General features: G+C 70.3%; 11 protein-coding genes. 3 read left to right on the top strand and 8 right to left on the bottom strand.

Annotated elements, in window-relative coordinates:
- Positions 1 to 3: 3 nt before the first annotated feature.
- The 8 genes from gatC to Ahu01nite_RS21975 all read right to left on the bottom strand — a co-directional run bounded on the left by gatC (position 4) and on the right by Ahu01nite_RS21975 (position 10,074).
- Positions 4 to 303, bottom strand: a complete 300-nt coding sequence (gene gatC / locus Ahu01nite_RS22010; protein ID WP_203838476.1) for an Asp-tRNA(Asn)/Glu-tRNA(Gln) amidotransferase subunit GatC — start codon at positions 301 to 303, stop codon at positions 4 to 6.
- 26 nt (positions 304 to 329) lie between these two features.
- The gene (locus Ahu01nite_RS22005) at positions 330 to 2,306 is read right to left on the bottom strand and encodes a putative bifunctional diguanylate cyclase/phosphodiesterase (protein ID WP_203838475.1); all 1,977 of its coding nucleotides are present in this window, start codon (positions 2,304 to 2,306) and stop codon (positions 330 to 332) included.
- 126 nt (positions 2,307 to 2,432) lie between these two features.
- Entirely contained in the window at positions 2,433 to 4,598 is a 2,166-nt protein-coding gene (gene ligA, locus Ahu01nite_RS22000) for an NAD-dependent DNA ligase LigA (protein WP_203838474.1), read from the bottom strand.
- Positions 4,599 to 4,661: 63 nt separating this feature from the next.
- Complete coding sequence (locus Ahu01nite_RS21995) at positions 4,662 to 5,660, bottom strand: uroporphyrinogen decarboxylase/cobalamine-independent methonine synthase family protein (protein WP_203838473.1); 999 nt, start codon at positions 5,658 to 5,660, stop codon at positions 4,662 to 4,664.
- A complete protein-coding gene (gene mnmA, locus Ahu01nite_RS21990) occupies positions 5,653 to 6,768 on the bottom strand; it encodes a tRNA 2-thiouridine(34) synthase MnmA (RefSeq protein ID WP_203838472.1) in 1,116 nt (371 codons plus the stop codon). Before mnmA ends, Ahu01nite_RS21995 begins: the two co-directional genes overlap by 8 nt.
- A 9-nt stretch (positions 6,769 to 6,777) precedes the next feature.
- Entirely contained in the window at positions 6,778 to 7,956 is a 1,179-nt protein-coding gene (locus Ahu01nite_RS21985; RefSeq protein ID WP_203838471.1) for a cysteine desulfurase family protein, read from the bottom strand.
- Positions 7,957 to 8,315: 359 nt separating this feature from the next.
- Positions 8,316 to 9,275, bottom strand: coding sequence for an electron transfer flavoprotein subunit alpha/FixB family protein (locus tag Ahu01nite_RS21980; protein WP_203838470.1), 960 nt, complete (start codon positions 9,273 to 9,275; stop codon positions 8,316 to 8,318).
- Between the two features lie 19 nt (positions 9,276 to 9,294).
- The gene (locus Ahu01nite_RS21975) at positions 9,295 to 10,074 is read right to left on the bottom strand and encodes an electron transfer flavoprotein subunit beta/FixA family protein (RefSeq protein ID WP_203838469.1); all 780 of its coding nucleotides are present in this window, start codon (positions 10,072 to 10,074) and stop codon (positions 9,295 to 9,297) included.
- 283 nt (positions 10,075 to 10,357) lie between these two features.
- On the opposite strand from Ahu01nite_RS21975, the gene Ahu01nite_RS21970 reads away from it, so the two are divergent.
- From Ahu01nite_RS21970 to Ahu01nite_RS21960, 3 genes are read left to right on the top strand one after another with little or no spacing between them, the layout of a single operon-like run.
- Positions 10,358 to 10,699 carry a YidH family protein gene (locus Ahu01nite_RS21970; RefSeq protein WP_203838700.1) on the top strand — a complete coding sequence of 114 codons (342 nt, stop codon included), beginning with the start codon at positions 10,358 to 10,360 and terminating at the stop codon, positions 10,697 to 10,699.
- Positions 10,696 to 11,055 carry a DUF202 domain-containing protein gene (locus Ahu01nite_RS21965; RefSeq protein WP_203838468.1) on the top strand — a complete coding sequence of 120 codons (360 nt, stop codon included), beginning with the start codon at positions 10,696 to 10,698 and terminating at the stop codon, positions 11,053 to 11,055. Before Ahu01nite_RS21970 ends, Ahu01nite_RS21965 begins: the two co-directional genes overlap by 4 nt.
- Positions 11,056 to 11,093: 38 nt before the next feature.
- Positions 11,094 to 11,429 (top strand): PLDc N-terminal domain-containing protein, encoded by a 336-nt coding sequence (locus Ahu01nite_RS21960; RefSeq protein ID WP_203838467.1) that lies wholly within the window; start codon positions 11,094 to 11,096, stop codon positions 11,427 to 11,429.
- The last annotated feature ends 546 nt before the right edge of the window (positions 11,430 to 11,975 follow it).

Here is an 11,975-nt window from a genome sequence, read left to right as displayed (position 1 = left end):
CACTCACTCTTCCTCGCTCAGGATCCGGGGCACCCGGAACCGGCTCTCGGCGACGTCGGGGGCGCCTGCCAGCACTTCTTCCTGCGTGAGACTCGGCGTCACGACGTCGTCGCGGTAGACGTTGGTCAGCGGCACGGAATGCGACGTGGGCGGGATGTCGTCGGCCGCCACATCACCGATCCGGGCGACCGACTGCAGGATCACGTCGAGCTGTCCGGCGAACATGTCGAGCTCATCCTCGGTCACGGCGAGCCGCGACAGGTGCGCGAGATGCGCTACCTCTTCGCGGGAGATGGCGGCCATCGTGCCCCCTGGTTGGTTGATGATGCTTACACACCCGAGTGTATTTGGCCTTGGCAGCCGGGCAGCGGGCGGTATCGCAGCAGCCAGTCGTCGAAATCACCGGCGGGCATCGGGCGGGCGTGGAACCAGCCCTGCGCCGCGTGGCACCCGTCCGCCGCGAGCAGCCGCCAGGTCCGCTCGTCCTCCACCCCTTCGGCGACGACGCGCAGGCCGAGCGAGCCGGCCAGGTCCACCACCGACCGTACGATCGCCGCGTCCCCCCGCTCCCCCGCCATCCCCAGCACGAACGAGCGGTCGATCTTCACCTCGGACAGCGGCAACCGGCGCAGGTGCTGCAGCGAGGAATACCCCGTGCCGAAGTCGTCCAGCGAGATGGCCACGCCGGCGCGGTCCAGCCGGGTGATCGTGTCGAGGACGCGGTGCGGGTCGGCCATCAGCGCGCTCTCGGTGATCTCCAGCTGCAAAAGTTCGGGCGGGACGGCGTACCGATGAAGGAGGTCCTGGATCTCACCGACGATGCCGGGCGCGTGCAGATCCCGGACGCTGACGTTGACCGAGGCGCGCAGCGGCCGGCCGGCGGCCTGCCAGACCGCGACCTGAGCGACCACCTCGTGCAGCACCCGGCTGGTGAGGCGGCGCATGACGGGGGTCTGTTCGGCGACGCGCAGCAGTTCCTCGGGCCCGACCATGCCGCGGTCGGGGTGCCGCCAGCGCAGCAATGCCTCGACGCCGACGACCTCGCCGGTCGCGATGGCGATCTGCGGCTGGTAGTAGAGGACGATCCCCGACTCGCCGGTCTGCAGTGCCGCGCGCAGATCCGCCAGCAGGGCAAGGTCTGGGGCGGGGTGCTCGGCGTCGCGGGTGTAGACGGCTACCTGGGCGCCGCGCTGCTTGGCGTCGTACATGGCGGTCTCGGCCTGGCGCAGCAGGGTGGCGCCGTCGCCGCCGCGTTCGGGCTGCATCGCGATGCCGATGGACGCGCTGACGTCGACGGGCAGGCCGTCGAGGGCGAACGGGGCGCCGAGCGCGTCGGCCAGGTGCGCCGCGATCCGCCGGGCCGAGGCCGGCCCGTCGACCCGGGTGGCCAGCACGGCGAATTCGTCACCCCCGAGCCGGACCAGAAGATCATGCGACGGTACGCACTCCGCGAGCCGCCGCCCCACCTCCACCAGCAGCCTGTCCCCGAGCGCATGCCCGAGAGCGTCGTTGACCGTCCGGAACCGGTCGAGGTCGAGCAGCAGCAGCGCCCCGCCCGTACCCATCGCTGTGGCCTGCAGTGCCCGCCGGTTGGGCAGCCCGGTGAGCGCATCGGTACGCGAGGCCCGCTCGAACTCCCCGGCCGAGCGGACCATCCGGTGCACGGCGTGCAGGGCGAGCAGCACCAGCGGCACGACCGTCAGCCCGAGCTGCGCGGCGGCGAGCACGACCGGCCCGAGCAGCAGCAACGCCGTGGTCGCGATGAGCTCCGGCCCGCGGCGCAGACGGTGTCGTCCCACGATGGCGTCGAGCCCGTAGCGGGTGCCGATCCACGCCGCGGCGGCCGCGACGGTGCGCAGCGCGTCGTCCCAGCCGGGCCCGGCGTCGATCGGGGTGGCGACCAGCGCCGCCGCACCGAGGGCGAGACCGTGCTGGACCGCCAGGTAGAGCGCCCGCCGCCCGGTGTGCCGCATCCGCACCCCTGCGACGGCGAGTCCCGCCAGCTGAACGGCCAGCGCCGCGACAAATCCCCAGGACAGTGCGATGGCGAAGGTGAAGCAGATCGACGGGAGGACGACCGAGCTGGCCCGCCGGTTGGTGAGCACGTAGGGCCGGGCGTCGACGGCCAGCGCGAGCACGGCCATGACCCAGAACTCGGCGTGCAGATCGGTGAACGAACCCGGGAAGACGAGCCACAGCCCCGCATCGGTCAGGAGAGCGGCACAGACCGAGATGCCAGCGGCACGCCGGGCCCGCTGAACCTGCCGGTCGCCCGGCATGGAGCAGCGCGAATGTGCGTCACCCATGCGACCTCCACGATGGCGTCGACCGAAAGATCCTCCTCACCATAGATCCACATAGACAAAATGCATCGAAACGGGTTTGGCGTTATCAAATCGCCATATAGCTCACCACGGGCAACCACCCGAAGATCACCCGTTGGGGTCGGCCTCCGCTGCCGGCTCCGGGGCCATCTCGGCAACTTCGCGTGCGGCTTCCGGCCCATCGGCGAGCAGCACCGCGAACCCCGCATCGTCGAGCACCGGCACCTTGAGCTGCAGAGCCTTGTCGTACTTGCTGCCCGGATTCTCGCCGACCACCACGAACGCCGTCTTCTTGGAGACCGAGCCGCTCACCTTGCCGCCGCGCGAGGTCACCGCCTCGGTCGCGGCATCCCGTGAATACGACGTCAGCGTGCCGGTGACCACGACGCTCAGCCCGGCCAGCGGCTTCGGCCCGTCGTCGGTGCGCTCGTCCACCATCTTCACGCCGGCCGCGCGCCACTTGGTGACGATGTCGCGGTGCCAGTCGACGGTCAGCCACTCCCGCAGGCTCTCGGCGATGGTCGGGCCGACGCCCTCCACCGCGGCCAGCTCCTCGCCGGTCGCCGCCTCGATGGCCTCCATCGACCCGAACTCGCGGGCCAGCGCCTGGGACGCGGTCGGGCCGACGTGCCGGATCGAGAGCGCGACCAGCACCCGCCACAACGGCCGCGCCTTGACCTCTTCGAGGTTGTCGAGCAGCTTGGTCGCGTTGCTGCCGAGGCTGCCGTCCTTGTTGACGAAGAACGGCGAGCGCAGCAGGTCGTCGGCGGTGATCCCGAAGAGGTCGCCCTCGTCGGTGATGATGCCGGAGTCGAGCAGCGCCTGTGACGCCTTGTAACCGAGCACCTCGATGTCGAACGCGCCCCGCCCGGCGAGGTGGAAGACCCGCTCGCGCAGCTGCGCCGGGCAGGTGCGCTGGTTGGGGCAGCGGATGTCGATGTCGCTCTCCTTGGCGGGAGCGAGCGTGGTGCCGCACGACGGGCACTCGGTGGGCATCACGAACGCGCGCGCGTTGGCCGGCCGCAGGTCGATGACCGGGCCGAGCACCTCGGGGATGACGTCACCGGCCTTGCGCAGCACGACGGTGTCGCCGATCCACACGCCCTTGCGCTCGACCTCGCGGGCGTTGTGCAGGGTCGCCAGGGCCACCGTCGAACCCGCGACGTGCACCGGCTCGAGGACGGCGAACGGGGTCACCCGGCCCGTGCGGCCGACGTTGACCTCGATGTCGAGCAGCTTGGTGGTGACCTCCTCGGGCGGGTATTTCCACGCGATCGCCCAGCGCGGCGCCCGGCTGGTCGACCCGAGCCGCCCCTGGATCGCCACGGCGTTGATCTTGATCACCACGCCGTCGATCTCGTGCTCGACGTCGTGCCGGTGCTCGGCGTAGTAGGCGATGAACTCGCGGACGCCGGTCATGTCCTCGACGAGCTTCCAGCGCGTGCTGGTCGGCAGCCCCCATGACTTCAGCGCCTCGTAGGCGTGCGACTGCGAGTCGGGGGTGAAGCCCTTGCGCGCGCCGATGCCGTGCACGACCATCCGCAGCCCCCGGGATGCGGTGATCCGCGGATCCTTCTGCCGCAGGCTGCCGGCGGCGGCGTTGCGCGGGTTGGCGAACGGCGCCTTGCCCTGCTCGACCAGCGACGCGTTGAGGTCGGCGAACGCGGAAGCCGGGAAGTAGATCTCGCCGCGCACCTCCAGCAGCTCCGGCGGATCCTCGTCGTCGAGCCGGTCCGGGATCTCGCGGATCGTGCGCACGTTGGAGGTGACGTCCTCGCCGGTGCGCCCGTCACCCCGGGTCGCGGCGCGGACGAGCCGGCCGTTCTCATAGGTCAGGTTGATGGCCAGGCCGTCGACCTTGAGCTCGCAGATGAACTCGGCGGGACCGCCGGCGTCCCGGATGGTGCGCTCGGCCCACGCGTCCAGCTCGTCGTCGTCGAAGACGTTGTCGAGCGACAGCATCCGCTCGGCATGGTCGACCGGGGTGAACAGCGTCGAGAACGTGCCACCGACGTTCTGCGTGGGCGAATCCGGCGTGCGGAGCGCGGGGAACTGCTCCTCCAGCGCCTCCAGCTCGCGCAGCAGCTTGTCGAACTCGGCATCCGTGATGGTCGGCGAGTCGAGCACGTAGTAGCGATACTGATGCCCGCGGAGCTCGTCGCTCAGCTCGGCATGACGGGTGCTCGCCTGCGAGGTCGGCTCGGCCCCGGCCGCCGCCACCTGCTCGGCCGTCGGCTGCCCGACCACCAGCTCATCAGCTGTCTTCTCCGCCACCACGACCTCCGCGTCTTGTCTTCAGGTGGCACGTTAGTCGCCCCCTCTGACAAAAACGCAGACCTAGACTTCTGACAACCGCCGGGCCGCGTCGTGGCAGGCCTTGAGCACCGTGCGCACGTAGGCGGGCGACGCCCCGGCAAGACCGCACGCCGGAGTGATCACCACCTGCTCGCTCAACCGGGCAGCGGGGAAGCTGAGTTTGCTCCACAGTGCGCGGACCCGCTCGGCGATCTGTGCCGACGTGGGCGGCTTGGCCCCCGGGACGGGCAGGCTCCGCACGGCACCGGCGAAAAGGCCGAGACCGGCTTCCAGAGCCTCACCCAGCGGGTCGAGATCTTTGAGAAGCGAGAGGTCGAGCGCGACGGCTGCGGCTCCGGAATCCCTGATGACCTGCATGGGTACGCCCGGAGCGCAGCTGTGCACCACCACCGGCACACCCACCGCCTCGACCACCGTCCGCAGCCCGGTCGCTGCGTCGGGCCCGTCGACGGCCTTGTAGACGCTGAACCCGCTCTCGGTCGGCACGTGCCCCGCGATGACCGTGGACAGTGACGGCTCGTCGAGCTGGAGCAGGACCTGTGCGCGGGGCAGCCGTTTCTGCACGTCGAGCACGTGCCGGCGCAGCCCCTCGGCGAGCGACCCGGTGAGGTCGCGGACAGCCCCGGGGTCGCGCAGCATGAGGCCGCCGATCGGCAGCTCCAGGCTCGACGCGAGCGTCCACGGCCCGGCCGACTGGATCTTGACCGTTCCGGCGTATTTCTCGCCCTGCTCGGTGAGCTGGTCGAGGTCCCGTTCGAGCAGGTCGGCCGTGCGGCGCAGGTCCTTGCCGGGGCGGGGCGCGATCTGCCAGCGGCCCGCGTAGACCTGCACCGGGAGGTCCGCCAGGAACCCCGCGCTGCGCCCGATCATATCGGCTCCGGGCCCACGGGCCGGGAGCTCGGCGAGGTGCGGCAGCGCCGGCAGCTCACCGAAGATCAGCCGCTGAGCCTCGTCGACATCGGTGCCGGGCAGCGAACCGATCCCGGTGGCGGAACCGGGTGACCAGGGGAAGTCAGACACCCGCGGCCACGGTTTCGGCGGCCACGGTTTCGGCGGCGCGGGACCCGGCGGTGATGGTCGCCGAGCCCAGCACGATGTCGCCGGCCGGGTCGGGCCGGTAGGCCACGATCGCCTGGCCGGCGGCGACCCCGCGAGCCGGGCTGTGCAGCCGGGCGGTGAGCCCGTCGCTGTCCACTGTCACGTCGGCCGTCACGACCTCGCCGTGCGCGCGCAGCTGCACCTCACACTCGACCGGTGTGGACGAGCCGTGCCAGATCGGCCGGTCGGCGGTCACCGTGTCGACGGCGAGGTCCTCGCGCGGGCCGACCGTGACGGTGTTGGTCACCGGCGTGATCGACAGCACGTAGCGGGGCTTGCCGTCCGGGGCGGGAACCCGCAGGTCGAGGCCCTTGCGCTGACCGATCGTGTAGGCGTAGGCGCCGTCGTGCTGCCCGAGGACGGTGCCGGTGCGGCCGTCGACGATGTCCCCGGGGGACTCGCCGAGGCGGCCGGCGAGGAAGCCCTTGGTGTCACCGTCGGCGATGAAACAGATGTCGTGCGAGTCGGGCTTGTCGGCGACGGCCAGCCCGCGGGCGGCGGCCTCCTCGCGGACCTGGGTCTTCGTCGAGTCGCCGAGCGGGAACATGGCCCGGTCGAGCTTCTCGCGGGTCAGCACGGCGAGCACGTAGGACTGATCCTTGGCGATGTCGACGCTGCGCCGCAGCAGCCCGTCGGCGCCGAGCCGCGCGTGGTGACCGGTGACGACGGCGTCGAAGCCGAGCGCGATCGCGCGGTCCAGCACCGCCTCGAACTTGATCTTCTCGTTGCAGCGCAGGCACGGGTTGGGGGTGCGGCCGGCGGCGTATTCGCTGACGAAGTCGTCGACGACGCTCTCGTGGAACTGCTCGGCCATGTCCCACACGTAGAACGGGATGCCGATCACATCGGCGGCGCGGCGGGCGTCACGGGAATCTTCCAGGGTGCAGCACCCTCGCGCACCGGTCCGGAAGGTCTGAGGGTTTCGCGACAGCGCCAAGTGCACGCCGGTCACATCGTGACCGGCCTCCCGGGCGCGCGCGGCGGCAACGGCGGAGTCGACCCCACCGGACATAGCTGCAAGCACTCGCACGATAAAAGCCTATCCCCTGGGTGTCTTCCACGCGGTGGCGCGACGGGCCCGCTCGACCGCACCGGGCAGCGCGGCCATCAGCGCGTCGATCTCGGCCCCGGTCGAGGTGTGCCCGAGCGTGAACCGCAGCGACGACCGCGCCCGGTCGGCGTCGGCGCCCATCGCGACCAGCACGTGCGACGGCTGGGCCACGCCCGCCGAGCACGCCGACCCCGTTGAGCAGGCGATCCCCTGAGCATCGAGGAGCAGCAGCAGCGCGTCACCCTCGCACCCGGGGAAGGAGAAGTGGGCGTTGCCCGGCAGCCGGTGCACCGGGTCACCGTTGTAGATGGCGTCGGGGATCGCCGCACGGACCCGGGCCACGAGGCCGTCGCGAAGGTCGCTGACCCGCGCCGAATATTCCGGCTGGGTTTTGACCGCGGCCTCGACAGCCACCGCGAAAGCCACCACACCCGGGGTGTCCAGGGTGCCGGACCGCACGTCACGCTCCTGGCCGCCACCGTGCAGCAGCGGCGTGGCGCCCACATCCCGGCCCAGCAGCAGGGCACCGACCCCGACCGGGCCGCCCAGCTTGTGACCGGTGACCGTGAGGGCGGACGCACCGCTGGCGGCGAAGTCGACCGGAACCTGCCCGACCGCCTGCACGGCGTCGGTGTGGAACGGGATGCCTGCCCGGGCTGCCAGCGCCGCGAGCTCGGCGATCGGCTGCACGGTGCCGACCTCGTTGTTGGCCCACTGCACGCTGATCACGGTGAGCTCGTCGCCGTGCTCGTCGATCAGCGCCGCGAGCGCCGCGGGGTCGACCCGGCAGGCAGCGTCGACGGGGAGCCAGTCGGCGACGGCGGACTCGTGCGCGGCCAGCCAGTCGACCGAATCGAGCACGGCGTGATGCTCGACGGCCGAGGCCACGACGCGGTCCCGCCGGGAATCGGCATCCCTGCGGGCAAAGAAAACACCCTTGGTAGCCAGATTGTCGCTCTCGGTGCCGCCGCTGGTGAAGATCACCTCGGAGGGCCGCGCTCCGAGCACCGCGGCGATCCGCTCGCGGGACTCCTCGACCAGCCGGCGGGCATGCCGGCCGGCTGCGTGCAGGGACGACGGATTGCCGATCTCCCGCGCCGCCGCCACATAGGCATCGAGCGACTCGGGAAGCATCGGCGTGGTCGCCGCGTGATCCAGGTAAGCCATCGCCTCAGAGCTTATGCCTTGAGGCGTCAACCAACGCGCCCCGTCCGCCTCCCGGGAAGAACCACGGAGATCAAACTCATCCCGGCGGCCGGAACATCGAAGGTCAAAATCGTGCTGACTCGGGTCCGTCGTGGTCCGGACCGCTCCTCCCGCGAGAGACCGGGGCCGCACGACCAGGCGCCTGGCGGCGCCAAAACGGCCGCACACCCCCTGCCAGCTGCACAAATGGCCGGGCTCACCACAAAAGATCAATTGCCCGACCCGGAAGAACACCGACCAGGAACCAAACGGCCCGGCACAGGGCCGGGCCGTTCAGGTGGTGCTCAACGTCACTGTGTTAATTGCGCTTGCGGATCTTGTTACTTGCGCTTGCGGATCTCTTCGGCGGCCTGGGGGACGACCTTGTTGAGGTCGCCGACCACGCCGTAGTCCGCGAGCTCGAAGATCGGGGCTTCCGCGTCCTTGTTGACCGCGACGATCGTCTTCGAGGTCTGCATGCCCGCGCGGTGCTGGATCGCGCCGGAGATGCCGATCGCCAGGTAGAGCTGCGGGGAGACCGTCTTACCGGTCTGGCCCACCTGGAACTGGTGGGGGTAGTAGCCCGAGTCGACTGCCGCACGGGACGCACCCACGGCGCCGCCGAGCAGGTCGGCGATCTCCTCGACCACCTTGAAGTTGTCGGCACTGGCCACACCACGACCGCCGGAGACGACGATCGACGCCTCGGTGAGCTCGGGGCGCGAGCCCTTCTGCTCGGCGACCCGCTCGACAACCTTGGTGAGCTTGTCCGCGTCGGTCGCCACCACCGTCAGCTGCTCGACGGTCGGGCTGGCCGGGGCCGGCTCCGGGGTGATCGAGTTGGGCCGGATGGTGACGATCGGCAGGCCCTTGGTGACCTTGGACTTGACGATCGCGGCACCCGCGAAGACGACCTGGGTGGCGGTGCCGTCGGCGGCCACCTCGACCGCGTCGGTGAGCAGCCCGTTGTCCAGCTTGACGGCGAGCCGGCCGGCGATCTCCTTGCCCTCCTGGCTGGAGGCGATCAGCACGGCGGCGGGCTGGACCAGCTTGACCAGCTCGGCGACGGCGGTGGCCTTCGGAGCCACGAGGTAACCGTCGACCTCCTCGCCCTCACCCGCGTAGATCTTGGTGGCGCCGTACTCACCGAGCTTCTCGGCGAACTGCGCAGCAGCGCCCTCGCCACCGAGCACGACGGCCGACACCTCGCCCAGACCACGGGCGATCGTCAGCATCTCGAGCGTGACCTTCTTGACGCCGGCAGCCTGCGAGGCCTCGACGACGACCAGTACTTCAGCCATTGCTGTCCCCACTCCCCGCTCAGACGAACTTCTCGGTGACGAGGTACTGGACGAGCTGAACGCCGCCCTCGCCCTCATCGACGACCTTGGTGCCGGCAGTGCGCACCGGCCGCTTGGCGAACTCGACCACGGCGGACGTCGCTCCCGCGGCGCCGACCTCGTCGGCCGCCACACCCAGGTCGGCGAGCGACAGGGTCTGCACGGGCTTCTTCTTCGCGGCCATGATCCCCTTGAAGGAGGGGTAGCGCGGCTCGTTGATCGTGTCCCAGACGCTGACGACGGCCGGCGTGGCCGCGGTGACGACCTCGTAGCCCTCGTCGGTCTGCCGCTCGGCGGTCAGCTGCGCGCCGTCCACGGTGAGCTTGCGCGCACCGGTCAGCGCGGCGATGCCCAGCCGCTCAGCGATCATGTGCGGCATGACCTGCACCCGGCCGTCGGTCGACTCGGCGCCGCAGATGATCAGGTCGGCGTTGAGCGTGCCCAGCGCGGTGGCCAGCACCTTGGAGGTGGCCACGGCACAGGACCCGTGCAGCGCGTCGTCCTGCACGTGCACAGCCTTGTCCGGGCCCATCGAAAGAGCCTTACGGATCGACTCGGTGGCGCGCTCGGGACCCATCGTCAGCACGGTCACCTCGCCACCGTGCGCCTCTTTGATCTTCAGCGCTTCCTCGATGGCGTATTCGTCCATCTCGTTGATGACGTTGTTAGCCGAGCCACGCTCGACGGTGTTGTCGCTCGCGCTCAGGGTGCGCTCAGCACCGGAGTCGGGCACCTGCTTGACCAGTACGACGATGTTCATCGCGCTTCGACGACCCTCCTGAATATGGCCTATGTGTTAGACGCACGCCTGCAGCCGGGTTTCGCGTTTCCTACCAGATGTTACCCACGGGTAGCTAATGCAGTCTCCCGCGACCAGGAGTGACTCACCTCACCCGCTCGCCCACCGCCCCCGAACCCGGCCAGATCCATACTCCCCCACCGCATACAGCGCCCGTCACACCACGTCCCGCTCGGCCTTCTTGACCTGCACGGTCAATAATCGACACGTGCTTGACCAGTGGTTCAACCCGCAGAAGACCCCGATGGCCGGAGAGAAGCCCGACTATCGCTTCTCACTGGCCAACGAACGCACCTTCCTGGCCTGGATCCGCACGGCCCTGGCCCTCCTGGCAGGCGGCCTGGCCTGCGCCCAGTTCCTGCCCCCGCTACCGATCGCCCACCTACGCGAAATCATCGCCGTGACCCTGCTCCTGCTGGGCGGAGTCGTCGCGATCCGAGCAGTCGACCACTGGGCGCGTACGGAAAAAGCAATGCGGATGGGCACAGACCTCCCCAAATCCCGCTTCCCCGCCATTCTCGCCCTCCTGGTGGCCCTGGGCGCCGCCCTCCTGGTCCTGGCGGTCCTCATCAAGGCCGTCACATGACCGATCCAGGCGCCCGCGACCCGGGCGCCCGCGACCCAGGCGCCCGCGTCCCGGGCGCCCGGGACCCAGGCGCCTCGGCGGAACGCACAAGACTGGCCTGGCGCCGAACCGGTCTCTCAGCGACAGCGGTGGCCCTGCTGAGCGTCCGCCCCGCATTCGCCCCGGACGCCACCCCAGCGACCATCGTCATAGCGGCAACAACCATGGCCGCCTGGACCCTGCTGGTAGCCCTCGCCTACCGCCGCACCCGAGGCCTCAGCACCTGGCCACCCCACCCCGGCCGACGCACGGTGAGCGTCTACGCACTCACCACCGTGCTCCTCGCCGCCCTCGGCGCGGCGCTTGTCACGCTCTGATCGTCGCCGAACGGCAAGACGCGCGTCATCATTGCCTCATGGTCCGGATGTTCGTCTTCCTGGCGGCGGTGCAACTAGTCCTCCTGGTACTCGCCCTCATCGGCTCCTTGTCAGCCGACCGAGTCCGCAACCTGCCGCGCGCCCTATGGGTTCTGGTAATCCTCCTCATCCCCCTCCTAGGCCCGATCGCCTACTACCTCTGGGGCCGCCCCCTCCCCGCCCCCACAGAAACAGTCCGCCGCCCCAAACCGGCACCGTCCTCCCCCGACGACGACCCCGACTTCCTCCGCCAGGTCGACACCGAACAATCCCGCCGCGACCGCGAACTCCTCGCCCAGTGGGAACGAGACCTGGAAAAACCCGAGGACACCTGACCCCGCCACCACCACGCCGCAGGCCACCAGCGCAGGCCGGCGGACCAGCCGCGGACGCCCACTTCCGGGAGAAGCAGCCCAGAAAGCCGCCATAGGTACGCGCATGCGGGCGTGGCCGAGACCCACGACGCGACCCGGCACGGCGACCAGCTTCCGGCCGCCCCGACTGGCTACCCCACGCCTACCGCACGCCGAGTGCCGCGCCTCGGCTCATGACTCCGCGCCTCAGCTCATGACTCCGCGCCTCGCTCATGACTCCGCGCGTCGGCTCATGACTCAAGGCCACAACGGCGGCGCCTCATCGGCCTGACACCCGTGAGCTAGCCACCCATTTGCGAGTTGGGCCCATATTGCCCCTGTAAGTCGAATGGCCCCCAAAGCGACAGATAAGAATTTCCAGAAACGGGACCCACGCGACAGCCCGTCTCAGCACGGCCCCGCTAGGCGCTGGTGAAGCCGACCCGCCCGCGGTCTCCAGCACGGTCTCGCCGCCGCCGACCCACCTGCGGCCTACGACGCGGTTCCCGCCATTCGCCGACCCCCCCC

This window comes from Winogradskya humida (assembly GCF_016862215.1).
Classification (GTDB): domain Bacteria; phylum Actinomycetota; class Actinomycetes; order Mycobacteriales; family Micromonosporaceae; genus Actinoplanes; species Actinoplanes humidus.
This window is presented reverse-complemented; position numbering and strand designations above follow the sequence as displayed.